A 15436-nucleotide genomic window follows, 5' to 3' on the forward strand; every position below is an offset into this window, starting at 1 on the left:
GGGGGCTCTCCGCGGGGCGGCGCCGGGGCCCCCGGGCGCGGCTGGTTGCCCGCGGGGGGGGGGGGGCCGGGGGGGCGGGGGGGGCCGGGGGGTGGGGGGGGGGGGCCGGGGGGGGGCGCCCCCCCCGCGACCGTCAGTCCAGCGTGATGGCGCGCTCGGGGCAACTGCCCATCGCCGTACGCACGGTGTCCTCGAACTCGGGCGGTACCTCCGGTGTGAGCACCACCGCGTAGCCGTCGTCGGTCAGGTCGAACACCTCGGGGCAGAGCGACCAGCAGACCCCGTGTCCCCGACAGCGGTCCTCGTCGACCTTCGCCTTCACCGCGCCGGCTCCTCGGCGAGGGTGAACTCGACGTTCAGGTTGGTCAGACCGCGCAGGATGTACGTCGGGATGTAGTGGTAGCGGCGCGCGCCCTCAGGTCCGTGCACGCGCTCGGAGAGCCTGATGTCGGCCGTGCGGTCGAGGAGCCGCTCGATGGCCACCCGGCCCTCGGCGCGGGCCAGCGGCGCACCGGGGCAGGTGTGGATGCCCCGTCCGAACGCGATGTGGTGGCGGGCGTTGGCGCGGGAGGGGTCGAAGGTGTCCGGCTCCTCGAAGTGGCGGGGGTCGCGGTTCGCGGCCCCGTTCAGGACCATCACCGTGGTGCCGGCCGGTATGCCGACACCGCCCACCGTGGTCGGCACCCTGGACAGCCGGAAGTCGCCCTTGATCGGGCTCTCCATCCGCAGCGCCTCTTCGATGAAGTTGGGGATGAGGGCGCGCTCCTCGCGCAGTCGCCGCTGCAGCTCGGGGCGCTCGACGAGCAGCTTGAGGGCGGAGCTGAGCAGCCGGACCGTGGTCTCCTGGCCCGCCGCGAAGAGATTGGTCGCCACCCGGGCCACATCGGCGACGTCGGGCGTCGAGCCGTCCGGGAACGTCGCCGAGGCCAGACCGGAGAGCACGTCGTCGCGCGGCTCGCGGCGCCGCTCCTCGACATAGGACGCGAACCGCTCGTACAGGTATTCCAGTGGCGTGTGCTCCATCTCCCGTTCCGTGCTGCCCACACCGCCGTCCGCCTGCGGCCGGTGCTCCAGCCCTCTGACGAACTCCTCGCGGTCCTCTTCGGGCACGCCGAGCAGGTCGGTGATGACCTGCAGGGTGAACGGGCCCGCGAACCCGCTGATGAAGTCGCCCTCGCCCGGGGCGAGGAACGTGTCAAGGCGACGGTCGGCCAGCTGCCACATCGCCGCCTCGTTCTCCTTGAGGCGTCGCGGTGTGATCAGCCGCATCAGCAGCGCGCGGTGGTCCGTGTGCGTCGGCGGGTCGAGGGTCGGAAGCTGGTCGCTGAAGGGGAGTTCGGCGCGGTGCAGCTCGATGAGTTCGCTCACGTCGTCCCCCTCGAGCGGGACCGGGAACCCCGGGAAGGGGCCCGTCACCGAGAGGCACGACGAGAACGTCTCGCTGTCGTTGAACACGTGAACCGCTTCGTCGTACCCCGTCACCATCACCACGTCGTGGTGGCTCTCGCGCTGTACGGGACACTTCCCGCGCATCGCCTCGAAGTACGGGTAGGGGTCCGCGACGAGCCCCTCGTCCCGGAAGAAGTTCATCGCCTCGAAGTCGTTCACCGTGTGCAACGCTCCCTTCGGCACCGGGCGTGTGGATCCCGGTGGTCGTGAGTGGTGGGTCGGCTGGGCTCGGGCGGTCGCCGGGCCGGGTCAGGGCAGCGGCTCGGCGACGCGGTGGATCTCGGCGTTGGCGCCGTCGACGACCCTGGGCTGGTGCCAGGTTTCGACGCACATCGACACCATGATGATCGAATGCACCAGTTCGAGGAGACGGCGTGCCTGGCCGGGGAGCGCGTCGAGCGGGAACGTGTCGCAGTGCGCGAGCGCTTCCTCGATGCGGGGGAACCCGGCGTCGTAGAGCACCTGAAGTTCGGTCATGTCGCTCGCCAGGCGGCGCTCGTAGCGCTCGGGCTCGATGGCCAGGCACCAGGTCGCGGCGAAGGATTCCAGCTCCGCGAACGCCTCCGGCAGGAGGGTGTCGGACACCGGGGGCGCCGACACGCGCACGACGATGATCGAGGTGTCGGCGACCTCGATCTCCTTCGTGAAGCAACTCCCTTTGCGCGGCAGTTCCTCGACCCGGCCGTCGTTCAGCCAGGCCCGCTTGAAGACCGCCTCGCGCTCGACTTCGTAGAACTCGGGTGACACGCAGTCCTCGTAGGACACCACTCCCGTTCCCAGGTCCGGGGAGTGCTCGGTCCAGCTGCCCCCGGCCGGCTCCGGATAAAGGGCCATCGCGTCAGTCCTCCGATACGGGCGTTGCCTGAACAGTTACGGCCGAGCGGACGAGAACTGCATTCTCTTCATTGAGCATCAGATTTTCACGGTGTGGCTGCCCCGTCAACGGTCGGCGGGGGACGGGGTGAATCCGGGGTCACGTGCGGGGCGGGCCGGTCATCCGCATGGGGCATGCCGGCATCACGCGCCGCTGTTCCGGCGCGTCCGTCCTGAGCTCCGTCTCGCAGGGCCGTCGACGTCGGCGCGACGGACGTTCGGGGCGGCCACCGGGGTCGCGATGTCGCGGTGACGGGTTCGCGCGACGCGACTCGTACGCGCGTTCGCGCGACGCATTGCGCGGTGAATTGCTCGGCGGTGGTGCGGAGGGCATGGAAATCGCACGGAGATCGTGCGGTGAATTCGCGGCGGACGGACATGGATTCGCGGGCGACGTGTGACGCTCCAGAATCGTCCTCTCGCCCGGCGTCACTCCCCTTGGATGATTCTCCGGGATTGTTTCGCGCTTGTTTGGGTGACCGATATGAGGGAATTGTCCTAGCAGTGCTTCGGACAGGAGGCACGTCCGTGGGAGCTGGTCCGCCAGATCGCCGGATGTCTCCCGTCCGGCTTTTTGTGCGTGCCCTCCCATGGGGACTGCCCCGTCGGCAACCCCTGAGGGAGTTGTGAGCACTATGCGCATGAGGTCCGGCACCAGAAGACACCCCCATGACGACGCCCCGGACACCTCCGCGGCCTTCGTCCGCCTCGCCGAACTGCCGGCCGGGCCCGAGCGACAGATGCTGCGCGAGGAGATCATCCGGTCCTGGCTGCCCATGTCGGAGCGTGTCGCCGGCCGCTACCGGGGCAAGGGCGAGTGGGTCGAGGACCTCAACCAGGTGGCCGCGCTCGGCCTGGTCAAGGCCGTCGACCGCTACGACCCCGAGCTCGGCAACGCCTTCGAGAGCTACGCCGTCCCGACCATCACCGGCGAGATCAAGCGCCACTTCCGCGACCACATGTGGACCCTGCACGTCCCGCGCCGCGTCCAGGACGTGCGCAACAGGGTGCGCGTGGCCCTCAAGGACCTCTCGCAGACGATGCAGGGCCAACGGCCCACCATCGCCGAGATCGCCGCGTACGCGCACCTGAGCGAGGACGAGGTACGTACCGGTCTGGAGGCCCTGGACAGCTTCTCCGCCCTCTCCCTGGACGCCGAACTGCCCGGCGGGGACGACGGCTACGCGCTCAACGACGCACTGGGCGCGCGCGACACCGGATTCGACCTGGTCATCGATCGCGAGTCGGTGAAACCGGCCCTGCACGAACTCCCCGAGCGCGAACGGGCCATCCTCTACCTGCGCTTCTTCCAGGGCATGACGCAGAGCTGCATCGCCGACCAGCTCGGCATCTCACAGATGCACGTCTCGCGCCTCCTCAGCGACTGCTGCGCCACCCTGCGCGAACAGGTGCTCGCCGATGCGGCCTAGCCCACGGGCGGTGGGCACACCCGGCCGCCCGGGGGGTTGTCCCGTCCGGGCGGTCGGAGGCGAGCTCACTGCCGAACCCTCCCGGGAGCGGTTGGCCAGCGGGCCACCTCTTTCTGAACTACCTGGGTGGATCAGATCCAAACAAATTCCGCGCCTACGGGGCGGGATGACTGTCGGGGATCTGCGTGGGCCCGTACTTGTCGAGCGTGTCCTCCAGGGCCGCGCGAATATCGGGCGGCAGATCTCCCCGCCGCCCCCAGGCGAGAATCATTTCCGCGACAGTGCGCAGCTTGACGTTCGTGCGCTGCGAGACTTCCCGGAGCACGGCCCAGCCCTGGTCGGGCGACACCCGGCCCAGGGCGACCATCATGCCGATGGCCTGGTCCACCGTGGCGTGCGAGGTGACGCCCGCCTTCAGCTGGTCGACCTCTTCCCGCAGCTCGACCATCCGGTCCGCCGTGTCGGAAGGGGAAGCCGACTCCGGCGGCGCGTCGCACGGTTCGGCGCCTCCCGAACGGGCGTCTGACGTCATCGTCCCCTCCGTGGCCTGGATCCTGACGGCGGAAACCGTCGTCCTTGGAGTCCATCGTGGCCACTCGGCCGGTCAGGTGCCAGTGCGTCCCTTGCCCACATATCGCGCCCCCTGCCCACAGTCCGCCGCCCGTTCACGCGACCAGGGTCACCGCCGCCACGGCCGGCGTCCGCAGGGTGCGGCGGGCCGTGAACAGGACGGTCCCCAGGGTCACCGCCGCCGCGACCGCGACGACGGCGAGCCAGATACCAGGTCCCTGGCCCGGCCACGGGGAGTCCGTGCGGACGGCGCTGAACGCGAGGACCCCGGCGAGCCCGGCCAGGGTGCCGAAGAAGACGCCCGTCACCGTCAGGATCAGACCCTCGGCGCCGACCACCCCGAGCACCTGCCCCGGTGTCGCACCCACCAGCCGCTGCTGCCCGAACTCCCGGCCGCGGTAAGTCGTCGCCGCGTACAGGGAGTTGATCAGCATGACGCAGCAGAAGACCACGATGACGCCGACGACCGTGAGGTTGAGCGTCTCGAGGTTCTTCGCGCCGACCGACTTCGGAGCACCGGAGGCCCTGAGCGCGTCGCTCTCGACCGCCTGCATGGTCAGCGTCGCCGACGCCATGCAGGTGAAGAGGATCAGCGGCATCAGGACACCGGACATCTCCGCGGCACGCCGACGCAGGTTCCGTACGGCCAGATACCCGCTCGGGCCCGCCAGCGGCAGCCGGTCGAGCAGGCCCTCCAGCAGTCGCGGCGCCACCAGCGCGCACCCCACGGACAGCAGGATCGCCCCGTAGGCGGGAGGCGCCATCAGCGCGGCGTCCTCGGCCGAGAACGCGAAGGTGGAACAGACCGCCGCACCACCGGCGAGCAGAGCCGCGTACGCGAGGAACGTCCGTGCCCGGCCCCGGGGGCGACGGCGGAGCGTCACCCGCCGCACCGCGAGGAACGCCGCGCCCGCCGCGGCCGGCACCGTGATGCCGATGCCCGACCCGAGGGCGACGGGGCCGAAGGAGTAGTCGACGGACCGGGCGACCTGACCGCTGTCCTGGAAGACGCCCAGCAGGGCGCGTCCGCCGAGCATCGCCGGACCGATCGCCAGTACCGCGCCCACCAGGGCGATCGCCACCGCCTCACCCACGACCATCCACCTGATCTGCGCGGGAGTCGCCCCGGAGCACCTGAGCAGCTCCATCTCGGCGCCGCGCTGACGGACGTTCACCGTCAGGGTCGAGGCGATCGCGAAGAACACCAGCAGGGTGCCGTAGCCGCCGACGACGCCCGCCGCGGTGGACAGCGACTCCGCGCTCACGGAGTCCACGCCCGGCCGCGCGGCCGTGTCGTGCAGGGAGTTGAAGGTCATGACGACCGCCGCGCCGAGGAAGGCGGACAGCAGGGTCGCCGTGGCGCGCCCGGGGCGCTGCCGGAGGGAACGCAGGGCCAGAGCGAACACGGCTCACACCCCCACCCTCGTGTCGTCGCCGAGGTGCGCCAGACGCTCGGCCACGGCGTCCGCCGTCGGCGCGGGCAGTCGGCCGGCCATCCGTCCGTCCGCGAGGAACACGACCGCGTCGGCGTACGAGGCGGCGAGGGGGTCGTGCGTCACCATGACGACCGTCGTGCCGTGCACCCGCACCGCCTCCTGAAGCAGCCGCAGCACATCCCGTGCGCCGCGGCTGTCGAGGGCGCCGGTCGGCTCGTCCGCGAAGATCACCCGAGGCTCGGCGACCAGCGCCCGGGCGATCGCCACCCGCTGCTGCTGCCCGCCGGAGAGCTGGTCGGGCAGGCTGCCGAGCCGGTCGCCCAGGCCGACCGCCGTCAGGACCTCCCGCACCCTGGCCCGGTCGACGCGCCGCCGGGCGAGCTTCAGCGGCAGGATCGTGTTCTGGGCGACGGTCAGCGTCGGCAGCAGGTTGTACTGCTGGAAGACGAACCCGATCCGGTCGCGCCGGAACCTCGTCAGCTCGGCCTCCCCGCCGCCCGTCATCTGCGCACCGTCGACCCGCACGATGCCGCTGTCGGGCCGCTCCAGCCCCGCCGCGCACCGCAGCAGCGTGGACTTGCCCGACCCCGAGGGCCCCATGACCGCGGTGAAGCTGCCGCGCGCCAGGCCGAGGTTCACCCCGTCCAGCGCGGTCACGGCGCTCTCCCCGGCGCCGTAGGTCTTGCCGACCTTGACCAGCCGCAGCGCCTCCCGGGCGGGTTCCGATTCATTCGTACGTCGTGAGGTGCGGCGAAACATCGTCATCACTCTCCGTCCGGCACGCCCTGTGCCTCGCTCACGACGCTACGGAGCGAACGCCCGACCCACATGGGGCGCAGAACCCGTATCGCGGGGTGTACTCAGCGACACCCCGTACGGGTCACCAGAACGCGCCGACTCCCGCCCGCCCCCGATGGAATGGACGCGTGACCGCGCCCCCGGACGACTGTCTCGCCCGCAACGAGTGGATCTGCGGTGAGTATCTGAGCACGCGTCGCCAGATCCTCCTGGACGCGGTCGTCCAGCACCTCCAGCTCACGGCGGTCTCCGTGCTCGTCGGACTCGTCATCGCGGTGCCGCTGGCCGTCCTCGCCCGCCGCTGGGGCTGGGCGGCCGGACCCGTCCTCGCGGTGACCACGATCCTCTACACCATCCCGTCCCTCGCGATGTTCTCGCTGCTCCTCCCCGTGTACGGGCTGTCGGCCACGCTGGTGGTCTCCGGACTCGTCCTCTACTCGCTGACCCTTCTCGTCCGCAACATCCTCGCGGGCCTGCACGCCGTCCCCGAGGAGACCCGGCAGGCCGCCCGCGGCATGGGATACGGGCCCATCCGCCTCCTGCTCACCGTGGAACTGCCGCTCGCCGTGCCCGCCTCGATGGCCGGACTGCGCATCGCCACCGTCTCGGCGGTCTCACTGGTGACGGTGGGCGCGATCGTCGGCTTCGGGGGACTGGGCAATCTCATCTACGCGGGCATGAACACCTACTTCAAGGCGCAGGTCCTCACCGCGTCCGTACTCTGCGTCGTCATCGCCGTCGCCGCGGACCTCCTCCTGCTCGCGGTGCAGCGGCTCATCACCCCCTGGACCCGGGCGGCCCGCGGATGAACGCCCTGACCGGGGCCTGGGACTGGCTCAGCGACCCCGCGCACTGGTCCGGGGACGACGGCGTCTGGCACCGTCTCGCCCAGCACCTCGTCCTGACCGTCGTCTGCCTCGTCATCAGTTGCCTCATCGCGCTGCCCGTCGCCCTCGTCCTGGGCCACCTCGGCAAGGGCGGCGCGCTCGCGGTCAACATCTCCAACATCGGCCGCGCCGTCCCCACCTTCGCCGTACTGGTCCTGCTGCTGCTCACCCCGCTCGGCAAGTGGGGCGAGGGCCCGACCGTCGTCGCGCTGGTCCTCTTCGCCGTGCCACCGCTGCTCACCAACGCCTACGTCGGGATGCGCGAGGTCGACCGGAGCGTGGTGCGCTCGGCGCGGGGCCTGGGGATGACCGGTCGACAGATGCTGTTTCACGTAGAGTTGCCCCTTTCGCTCCCGATGGTCATGAACGGCGTACGGATCGCCGCGGTCCAACTCGTCGCGACCGCCACGATCGCCGCGCTCGCGGGTGGCGGCGGACTCGGCCGGATCATCACCGCGGGCTTCAACCTGGCGAGTACCCCGCAGGTCGTCGCCGGCGCGATCCTCGTCGCCGTGTTCGCCCTGATCGTCGAGGGCATCTTCGAGATCGCCGAACGGCTGGCACCGCGCTGGGCGAGGGGCATCCGATGAGGCGAGGCGGCGCCCTGTTGAGCCTGGTCCTGCTGACCGGCTGCGGCACCGGGCCGTCCCTGGAGAACCGCGGCGCGGTCACCGCGCCGCCCGGCGACAGCAAGCACCTGACCATCGGCTCGGCCGGGTTCACCGAGAGCGACCTGCTGGCCCAGATGTACGCGCTGCTGCTCGACCAGGCCGGATACAAGACCTCCATGCTGACGGTCGCCAACCGCGAACTCTACGAACCCGCCCTGGAATCCGGTCAGATCGACGTCGTGGCGGAGTACGCCGCCACCTTCGCGGACTGGCTGAACGCCAAGACCCACGGACCGGACGCGCCGCCCGTCGGCTCACCCGATCTCGACAGCACGATGAAGGCGCTCCGGTCGCTCGCCACACCGCGCGGCCTCACCGTCCTCGACCCCGGCAGGGCCGTCGACCAGAACGCCTTCGCGGTGACGGCGGCGTACGCCGGGCAGCATCACCTGAGGACTCTCAGCGACCTCGGCGCGTCCCGTCTTCCGGTACGGCTCGCGGCGGGCGACGAGTGCGTCCAACGGCCCTACTGCGAGCCGGGGTTGAAGAAGACGTACGGCATCGACATCACCGGCGTCGACCCGAAGGGCGTGGGCACCACCCAGGCGAAGCGGGCGGTGCAGAGTGGTCAGGACCAGATGGTCCTGACCACGACGACGGACGCGACGCTCGACGAGTTCGGTCTCGTCCTCCTCGCCGACGACAAACATCTGCAGAACGCCGACTACATCGTGCCCGTCGTCAACCGCTCGCGCGCCGGCAGCGAGGGCGTCACCAAGGCACTCGGCAAGCTCAACGACGTACTCACCACCGCGGACCTGGCAGCGATGAACCAGCAGGTGGACAGCTGGCGACGGCTGCCCGAGGACGTGGCGCGGACCTATCTGAAGGACAAGGGTCTGCTGAAGTGACGCCCTCAGACGCCCTCAGACGTCCTCGGACGCACTGACACGCCCTCAGACCCGGCGCCAGCGCGCCATCGCGAAGGAGAACAGACCGAACAGCACGAGTCCGGCGGCGACGCACACCAGCAGCCACGGTCCCACCGGGGTGTGGGCGAACGAGCGGATCGTGTCGTCCAGCCCCTTCGCCCGGTCGGGTTCGTAGTCGACCGCCGCGCGCACGGCGAAGCACCCCGCCGCGGCGAACACCAGCCCGCGCGCCGCGCCACCGCCCACGCCGGTCACATCGACCAGCCGCCGCGTGCGCGCCGACATCTGACCGAGCTTCAGCTTCTTGTGGTACTTGCGCAACACGGCCCGCCCGCCGATCAGCAGACCCGCCACGACGATGCCGGCTCCGGCGGCTCCGACGATCCACTGCCCCGTCGGCAGATCCAGCACCTTGGCCGTCACATCCCGCGACTGCTGGTCGCTCGAACCCTTCCCGCCACTGCCCGAGCCCGCCGCGAACGACAGCACCGAGCAGGCGACGAACGCGTAGAACACGAAGCGCACGGCCGACAGCAGTCGCTTCTTCGCCGCCCGGCCGTCCGGGCCGGCGGATCCGAAACACGCCTCGGACAGCCGCCACAACGCCATGCCGACGAGGCCGACAGCCAGCGCCCACAGCAGCACCGCGCCGAAGGGCTGCCGCGCGATCTCCGCGACGGCGCCGTCGCGGTCCGCCTGCTTCTTCCCGTCCCCGAAGGCGATCCGCAGCGCCAGCACACCGATCAGCAGATAGATCACGCCCCGCGCCGTCAGACCCGCCCGGGCGGCGTACTCCATCCCTGAGCCTCTCGCCGCGCGCCGCGCCTCGGCGCGTCCGGTCCGTGCCGTCGCGCTTGCGTTCATGTGGACTTCCCGCGGAACGGGTGCCCTCGCATCGGAGAGACACACGTGTGCGGGAGTGGTCAGATTGCGGTATTCCGATGCTGGATGAGGCCTTCCTGCCGGCCCTTGGCTCGCTACGCTTGAGAGGGATGCTGTGCCACCGGGGGGGTTCACATGGGCAGTTCGGGATTCCGGACTCAGAGCAAGGCGGTTCAGGCCGAGACCACGTCCCGGCCCACCACCAGGACTGAGCCGGAAGGGAGGCAGTCGACCAGCCGGGGGCGGGAGGTTGAGTCGCCGCCGAGGCAGTCGACCAGCCGGGTACAGGAGGTTGAGTCGCCGCCGAGGCAACCGACCAGCCGGGTACAGGAAGCTGAGCTGCCGCGGAGGCAACCGACCAGCCGGGTACAGGAGGTTCGGCGCGTGCGAGACGACTCGGACGTGCTCCCGCTCATCGACTACGCCGACTACGACAGGTTGCTGCGCCTGGCCCGTGAGCCGAGTCCCGAGCAGATCAGCCCCCTGCGTCCCGACGAGCCGACGACTCCGTTGGTCTATGTCTTCGGCCCGATCACCGACAGCCAGGTGGCGATCAACTCCCAAGGGAATGTGACCCAGAATCGGACCGACGTACGGCCCGAGCAGTCATACCGGGCGCACTTCCAGCCGGCCCGGCGTGCCGACCCCGTACAGGTGGTGGAAACGCTGCGGGTCGAGGTCGATCGACTGGGGCTCGACCTCTACTCGCAGTACGTCATCCGGCAGGCCGCAGCGGTGATCAAGGTGGAGCTGGCCCGCCCCCCGATCAACGAGGAACGTGTCCGCAGGGCTGTCGAGCAGATCCTCGCCTGCCTGGCTCGGCAGCTCGGCGGCGCCCCACTCACCGCCCGACTGGCGGCCCTGTCGGCTCGTCTGGAGGCTGTCTTCAGTAGCGCGACGGAAGAGAACTCCGGTTCAGGAGGCGTGCGTTGACGAGTTCGGGCGGTGCCCAGTTCCACGGGCCCATTCACGGCAGCCAGATCGCGATCGGCGGTCACCACGTGACCCAGCATCAGTACGTGACGGCCGACGAGGGGACGAGCGCCCGGCTCGCCGAGGCCGTACGGTCCGTGCTCGCGGCGCTGGAGACGCTCGGCCTGGCCGCCGAGGACGAGACCGCCGTGCGCCAGGACGCCGAGGCCGCCCTGGCGGAGGCCGCCCGGTCCCAGCCGGACGGGGGACGCCTGCGCGGTCTGCTGGGCCGGATCAGGGCCGTACTCGCATCGGTGGCGGCCGGTGCGGCCACGGGGGCTGCCGCGGGCGCCGGCACCGGAGCGGCCGAGCTGGCACACACCGTGCTCCTCGACCTGCAGAACGCCCTGCCCTGAGCCGTGCCGGGGGCGCCCCCAAGGGGCGCGGGGAACCGCGCGCCCAGCCACATCGAACCCGCAGCGCAGAACACCCCGCATCCCCGCCCCACCCAGCGGAGCGCTCACGCATCGGAGATCGAGTCGAATGACACCTGCCCCCGCCGCACCCCCCGCGCATCCGCGTCCACCGACCGCCGTAGCGCTTCGTGCAGTTTCGCCGGGGTGAGTACGCCGAGGAAGTGGGTCCCGTCCAGTACCGCGACCCAGCCCGCGTCGTGCTGGAGCATCACACCGAAGGCCTGCTTCAGCGGGGCGCCCACCGGGACCCATGAGTTCATCCGGTGGGCGCGGTCGCCGACGGACCCACCCGCAGCCAACTCGTCGACGCCCACCCACCCGTGCAGATCGTCCTCCGTATCCAGGACGACCGCCCAGCGCGCGCCCAGCGCGTGCAAGCGGGCGACCGCCGCCTCGGCGGGCTCGTCCAGGCGGGCGACGGGCGGCTGTTCCAGGTCGTCGGGCTCGATGTCGGTGACCGACAGCCGCTTCAGCCCGCGGTCGGCGCCGACGAACTCGGCGACGTAGGGGGTGGCCGGGGTGCCCAGCACGGCCCCCGGCGTGTCGAACTGCTCGATGCGGCCCTGCCCGTACACCGCGATGCGGTCGCCGAGCCGTACCGCCTCCTCGATGTCGTGCGTGACCAGCAGCACGGTCTTGCGCACGGCCTCCTGCATGCGCAGGAACTCGTCCTGCAACTGTTCCCGGATCACCGGGTCGACGGCCCCGAAGGGCTCGTCCATCAGCAGTACGGGTGGATCGGCGGCGAGCGCCCGGGCCACCCCGACCCGCTGGCGCTGGCCGCCCGACAGCTGTTCCGGATAGCGCGAGCCGTACGTCTTCGGGTCCAGGCCCACCAGATCGAGCAGCTCCGCGGCGCGCGTCCGCGCCCTTGCCTTCTTCCAGCCGATGAGTGTCGGCACGGTCGCCGTGTTGTCGAGGATCGTCCGGTGCGGGAACAGGCCCACCTGCTGGATGACGTACCCGATGCGCCTCCGCAGCCGCACCGGGTCGACCGTGGCGACGTCCTGGCCGTTCACGAAGATCCGGCCCGAGGTGGGTTCGATCAGGCGGTTCACCATCATCATGGTCGTCGTCTTGCCGCAGCCCGACGGGCCGACGAGCGTGACCAGTTCGCCCTCCACGACCTCGAACGAGAGGCCGTCCACGGCCGTCGTGCCGTCCGGATAGCGCTTGGTGACCTGTTCGAACCGGATCATCCCCTCACGCTAACCGCGCAGGTCACTCCCCGCTCACCAGCACCACTTCCAGGGTGCGCGGACCGTGCACCCCCTCGACCCGGTCGAGCTCGATGTCGCTGGTCGCCGACGGGCCGGAGATCCAGGTCAGCGGGCGGGTCGGATCGAGGCGCTCCAGGGCCTGGGGTACGGAGGAGACGACCTGGTCGGGGACGCGGACGACGCAGATGTGGTGATCGGGGACCAGTGTGATGCGACGGCGTCCCTGGTCCGGGCCGCCGTCCAGGACGAGGGTTCCGGTCTCGGCGATCGCGAGCGCGCACGCGGTCACGACGCTGTCGACGCGGTCCAGCTCGCCCGAGGTGTCCTCGGCCCGGTCCGGGACGCGCGTCACGTCCGACGCCGCCAGCCACCGCGCGTCCAGGCCGGCCGGGAGGACCACCGACGCCGAACCGTGTCCGGCGAGCAGCCCGGCGAGGGTGGGGGCCAGCTCGTCGGCCGCGCAGCGATGCACCAGTGCCCGGTAGTCCGCCAGGTTCTCCGCCAGCAGATCCACCGTCTGCTCGACGCTCCGCCCCCCGTGCTCGCGCAGGTACCCCCGCTCGACGGCCTGCTCGTACGGCGTGTCGTCGCGTGGTACGTCGGCGAGCGCGCGCCGCACCCGCCCCAGGATCAGATCCCTGCTGCTCACTTGTCCGTGTCCTTTCCGCCGTGCGTACGCTGCCACCAGTCACGGAACGGCTCCGCGGGCACTGCCGGGAGATCCCGGGTGCCGCTCCACGCCTTGCCCGGACCGGGCAGCGAGCGTGGATGGAAGCGGCGCGTCCGGGAGGCGAGCCGCTGGCCGGTGCGCAGCGCGCCGGGGTGGCTGAACGCCCAGCGTGCCGCCCGCATCGCCGCTCGCTCGGCGGCGTGCCCCTTGGCGGGCTTGAGCACGACCTTGTTGCCCTCCCGCGTCACCTGACCGCCCTCGGCGATCCGTTCGCGCAGGTGGACGAGGACCTCCGGGATGTCGATGGCGACCGGGCAGACCTCGTAGCAGGCGCCGCAGAGTGAGGAGGCGTACGGGAGCGAGGCGTCGATCTCGCTCGCGGTGCCCCGGAGCTGGGGGCTGAGGATCGCGCCGATCGGGCCGGGGTATACCGAGCCGTAGGCGTGGCCGCCCGCGCGCTCGTACACCGGGCAGACGTTGAGACACGCCGAGCAGCGGATGCAGCGCAGGGCCTGGCGGCCGACCTCGTCGGCGAGCGTGTCGGTGCGGCCGTTGTCGATGAGGACGAGGTGGAAGGTCTGGGGGCCGTCCCCTGCCCCGGCTCCGCCGTCCCTCGTGCCCGTCCACATCGAGGTGTACGGGTTCATGCGCTCCGCGGTCGAGGAGCGGGGGAGGGTCTGGAGGAAGACCTCCAGGTCCCGCCAGGTCGGCACGATCTTCTCGATGCCGACGACCGAGATCAGCGTCTCGGGCAGGGTCAGGCACATCCGGCCGTTGCCCTCGGACTCCACGACCAACAGGGTGCCGGTCTCGGCGACCATGAAGTTGGCGCCGGAGATGCCGACCTTGGCGCGCAGGAACTTCTCGCGCAGGTGCAGTCGGGCGGCCTCGGCCAGTTCGGCGGGCGTGTCGGTGAGGCCCTCGGGGGCCGGGCGGCCCCACTCGCCCATCTCGCGCGCGAAGATGTCGCGGATCTCGCCGCGGTTGCGGTGGATGGCAGGGACGAGGATGTGGGAGGGCCGGTCCTTGCCCAACTGCACGATGAGCTCGGCGAGATCGGTCTCGTAGGCGTGGATGCCCTCGGCTTCCAGGGCTTCGTTGAGGCCGATCTCCTGCGTGGCCATCGACTTGACCTTGACGACCTCGCTCTCCCCGGTCATCTTCACCAGGTCGGTGACGATCCGGTTGGCCTCGTCGGCGTCGGCGGCCCAGTGCACGATCCCCCCGGCCGCGGTGACCGACTCCTCCAACTGCACGAGGTAGCGGTCGAGATGACGGAGCGTTTGGTCCTTGATCTGCTTGCCGGCTTCGCGCAGCGCGGCCCAGTCGTCGAGTTCCGCGACGGCGACCGCCCGCTTGGCGCGGATCGTGTGGGTGGCGTGGCGCAGATTACCGCGCAGGGTCGGGTTGTTGACCGCCTCGTGCGCCGCCTCGGGAAACGCGGGCATGCCGACGAAGGTGCCACTCATGCGCTCGGCTCCTCTTCCGTACTGGCCAGGATCTCCGCGATGTGCACGGACCGCATCCGCGTCTCCAGCCGGGCCATCGTGCCGCCGATGTGCATCAGGCAGGAGTTGTCGGCGGCGCACAGCACCTCCGCTCCCGTCGACTCGGCGTGGTGCGCCTTGTCGGCGCCCATCGCGGCGGAGACGTCGGCGTTCTTGACGGCGAACGTGCCGCCGAAGCCGCAGCACTCGTCCGCGCCCGGCAACTCGCGCAGTTCGAGCCCCTTGACGGCCTGGAGGAGCCGGCGCGGCCGGTCGCCCAGCCCGAGACTGCGCAGCCCGTGACAGGTGGGGTGGTAGGTGACGGTGTGCGGGTAGTACGCGCCGACGTCCGTCACGCCGAGCACATCCACCAGGAACTCGGTGAGCTCGTACGTCTTCGGCACGACCGGGGCGAGGGTGGCCGCGAGGGTGTCCCCGCGGCCCTCCGCCCGCGCCCGCTCCCCCATCCGCGGATACAGCTCCCGCACCATCGCGCCGCACGACCCGGAGGGCGTCACGATTGCCTCGTACTCACCGAAGACATCGGAGAAATGCCGGGCCAGTGGCTCGGCCTCATGCCGGTACCCGGTGTTGTAGTGGGCCTGCCCGCAGCAGGTCTGCGCCATCGGGAAGTCGACCTCGACGCCCAGCCTGGTCAGCAGTTTCACCACAGCGCGGCCGGTGTCCGGATAGAGCGTGTCGTTGACACAGGTCAGGAACAGGGCGACACGCATCGCGGCTCCTTGGGATCGATCATCGGATGAGTGCAGGGTACGCGGAGGACGAGCGGCAGGGGAGCCCCC

Annotated in this window: 17 protein-coding genes; 6 read left to right on the forward strand and 11 right to left on the reverse strand. The window is 70.9% G+C overall.

Going from position 1 to position 15436, the window contains the following annotated elements; genetic code table 11:
• Positions 1-133: 133 nt before the first annotated feature.
• The 3 genes from ACIRA5_RS43870 to ACIRA5_RS43880 form a co-directional block, all read right to left on the reverse strand.
• The gene (locus tag ACIRA5_RS43870) at positions 134-322 is read right to left on the reverse strand and encodes a ferredoxin (RefSeq protein ID WP_403701287.1); all 189 of its coding nucleotides are present in this window, start codon (positions 320-322) and stop codon (positions 134-136) included.
• Positions 319-1608: a cytochrome P450 gene (locus ACIRA5_RS43875; RefSeq protein ID WP_403701289.1), complete on the reverse strand. Its 1290-nt coding sequence runs from the start codon at positions 1606-1608 to the stop codon at positions 319-321. The genes ACIRA5_RS43870 and ACIRA5_RS43875 overlap by 4 nt, the downstream gene beginning before the upstream one ends.
• Before the next feature lie 90 nt (positions 1609-1698).
• Positions 1699-2283, reverse strand: a complete 585-nt coding sequence (locus ACIRA5_RS43880; protein ID WP_403701292.1) for a hypothetical protein — start codon at positions 2281-2283, stop codon at positions 1699-1701.
• A 674-nt stretch (positions 2284-2957) separates the two neighbouring features.
• On the opposite strand from ACIRA5_RS43880, the gene ACIRA5_RS43885 reads away from it, so the two are divergent.
• Positions 2958-3752 (forward strand): SigB/SigF/SigG family RNA polymerase sigma factor, encoded by a 795-nt coding sequence (locus tag ACIRA5_RS43885; protein ID WP_403701294.1) that lies wholly within the window; start codon positions 2958-2960, stop codon positions 3750-3752.
• Positions 3753-3906: 154 nt separating this feature from the next.
• Here the strand turns inward: ACIRA5_RS43885 and ACIRA5_RS43890 are convergent, their stop codons facing one another.
• From ACIRA5_RS43890 to ACIRA5_RS43900, 3 genes are all read right to left on the reverse strand, one after another.
• Entirely contained in the window at positions 3907-4200 is a 294-nt protein-coding gene (locus ACIRA5_RS43890) for an ANTAR domain-containing protein (protein WP_403701682.1), read from the reverse strand.
• 217 nt (positions 4201-4417) lie between these two features.
• Entirely contained in the window at positions 4418-5728 is a 1311-nt protein-coding gene (locus ACIRA5_RS43895) for an FtsX-like permease family protein (protein WP_403701297.1), read from the reverse strand.
• A 3-nt stretch (positions 5729-5731) separates the two neighbouring features.
• The gene (locus ACIRA5_RS43900; RefSeq protein ID WP_403701300.1) at positions 5732-6523 is read right to left on the reverse strand and encodes an ABC transporter ATP-binding protein; all 792 of its coding nucleotides are present in this window, start codon (positions 6521-6523) and stop codon (positions 5732-5734) included.
• 161 nt (positions 6524-6684) lie between these two features.
• Here ACIRA5_RS43900 and ACIRA5_RS43905 point away from each other — a divergent pair, with 161 nt between their 5' ends.
• Genes ACIRA5_RS43905 through ACIRA5_RS43915 form a run of 3 tightly spaced genes read left to right on the forward strand, consistent with a single transcriptional unit; the run spans position 6685 to position 8965 of the window.
• On the forward strand, positions 6685-7365 hold the full coding sequence (locus ACIRA5_RS43905; RefSeq protein WP_403701303.1) for an ABC transporter permease: 681 nt from the start codon (positions 6685-6687) through the stop codon (positions 7363-7365).
• Positions 7362-8033, forward strand: coding sequence for an ABC transporter permease (locus ACIRA5_RS43910; RefSeq protein WP_403701306.1), 672 nt, complete (start codon positions 7362-7364; stop codon positions 8031-8033). The genes ACIRA5_RS43905 and ACIRA5_RS43910 overlap by 4 nt, the downstream gene beginning before the upstream one ends.
• Entirely contained in the window at positions 8030-8965 is a 936-nt protein-coding gene (locus tag ACIRA5_RS43915; RefSeq protein ID WP_403701309.1) for an ABC transporter substrate-binding protein, read from the forward strand. Before ACIRA5_RS43910 ends, ACIRA5_RS43915 begins: the two co-directional genes overlap by 4 nt.
• 45 nt (positions 8966-9010) lie before the next feature.
• Here ACIRA5_RS43915 and ACIRA5_RS43920 read toward each other — a convergent pair whose 3' ends face one another.
• A complete protein-coding gene (locus ACIRA5_RS43920; RefSeq protein ID WP_403701313.1) occupies positions 9011-9850 on the reverse strand; it encodes a DUF1206 domain-containing protein in 840 nt (279 codons plus the stop codon).
• A 402-nt stretch (positions 9851-10252) separates the two neighbouring features.
• On the opposite strand from ACIRA5_RS43920, the gene ACIRA5_RS43925 reads away from it, so the two are divergent.
• Complete coding sequence (locus ACIRA5_RS43925) at positions 10253-10801, forward strand: hypothetical protein (RefSeq protein WP_403701316.1); 549 nt, start codon at positions 10253-10255, stop codon at positions 10799-10801.
• Positions 10798-11196 carry a hypothetical protein gene (locus ACIRA5_RS43930; protein WP_403701318.1) on the forward strand — a complete coding sequence of 133 codons (399 nt, stop codon included), beginning with the start codon at positions 10798-10800 and terminating at the stop codon, positions 11194-11196. Before ACIRA5_RS43925 ends, ACIRA5_RS43930 begins: the two co-directional genes overlap by 4 nt.
• Positions 11197-11300: 104 nt before the next feature.
• On the opposite strand, the gene ACIRA5_RS43935 is transcribed toward ACIRA5_RS43930, so the two are convergent.
• The 4 genes from ACIRA5_RS43935 to ACIRA5_RS43950 are packed head-to-tail and all read right to left on the reverse strand — an operon-like array spanning position 11301 to position 15367.
• The gene (locus ACIRA5_RS43935) at positions 11301-12455 is read right to left on the reverse strand and encodes an ABC transporter ATP-binding protein (RefSeq protein WP_403701321.1); all 1155 of its coding nucleotides are present in this window, start codon (positions 12453-12455) and stop codon (positions 11301-11303) included.
• Positions 12456-12477: 22 nt separating this feature from the next.
• On the reverse strand, positions 12478-13125 hold the full coding sequence (locus ACIRA5_RS43940; RefSeq protein WP_403701324.1) for a lactate utilization protein C: 648 nt from the start codon (positions 13123-13125) through the stop codon (positions 12478-12480).
• Positions 13122-14615, reverse strand: a complete 1494-nt coding sequence (locus ACIRA5_RS43945) for a LutB/LldF family L-lactate oxidation iron-sulfur protein (RefSeq protein ID WP_403701327.1) — start codon at positions 14613-14615, stop codon at positions 13122-13124. The genes ACIRA5_RS43940 and ACIRA5_RS43945 overlap by 4 nt, the downstream gene beginning before the upstream one ends.
• Positions 14612-15367 carry a (Fe-S)-binding protein gene (locus ACIRA5_RS43950; protein WP_403701330.1) on the reverse strand — a complete coding sequence of 252 codons (756 nt, stop codon included), beginning with the start codon at positions 15365-15367 and terminating at the stop codon, positions 14612-14614. The genes ACIRA5_RS43945 and ACIRA5_RS43950 overlap by 4 nt, the downstream gene beginning before the upstream one ends.
• Between the last annotated feature and the right edge of the window lie 69 nt (positions 15368-15436).

Origin of the sequence: Streptomyces sp. NPDC096311 (genome assembly GCF_044763085.1) — a bacterium.
Lineage (GTDB): Bacteria > Actinomycetota > Actinomycetes > Streptomycetales > Streptomycetaceae > Streptomyces.

What these genes read in the sequence shown, in the direction of transcription:
- ACIRA5_RS43880 (WP_403701292.1), bottom strand. Translation starts at nt 2,283, where the DNA reads ATGGCCCTTTATCCGGAGCCGGCCGGGGGCAGCTGGACCGAGCACTCC.
- ACIRA5_RS43885 (WP_403701294.1), top strand. Translation starts at nt 2,958, where the DNA reads ATGCGCATGAGGTCCGGCACCAGAAGACACCCCCATGACGACGCCCCG.
- ACIRA5_RS43890 (WP_403701682.1), bottom strand. Translation starts at nt 4,200, where the DNA reads ATGGTCGAGCTGCGGGAAGAGGTCGACCAGCTGAAGGCGGGCGTCACC.
- ACIRA5_RS43900 (WP_403701300.1), bottom strand. Translation starts at nt 6,523, where the DNA reads ATGACGATGTTTCGCCGCACCTCACGACGTACGAATGAATCGGAACCC.
- ACIRA5_RS43910 (WP_403701306.1), top strand. Translation starts at nt 7,362, where the DNA reads ATGAACGCCCTGACCGGGGCCTGGGACTGGCTCAGCGACCCCGCGCAC.
- ACIRA5_RS43915 (WP_403701309.1), top strand. Translation starts at nt 8,030, where the DNA reads ATGAGGCGAGGCGGCGCCCTGTTGAGCCTGGTCCTGCTGACCGGCTGC.
- ACIRA5_RS43920 (WP_403701313.1), bottom strand. Translation starts at nt 9,850, where the DNA reads ATGAACGCAAGCGCGACGGCACGGACCGGACGCGCCGAGGCGCGGCGC.
- ACIRA5_RS43935 (WP_403701321.1), bottom strand. Translation starts at nt 12,455, where the DNA reads ATGATCCGGTTCGAACAGGTCACCAAGCGCTATCCGGACGGCACGACG.
- ACIRA5_RS43945 (WP_403701327.1), bottom strand. Translation starts at nt 14,615, where the DNA reads ATGAGTGGCACCTTCGTCGGCATGCCCGCGTTTCCCGAGGCGGCGCAC.
- ACIRA5_RS43950 (WP_403701330.1), bottom strand. Translation starts at nt 15,367, where the DNA reads ATGCGTGTCGCCCTGTTCCTGACCTGTGTCAACGACACGCTCTATCCG.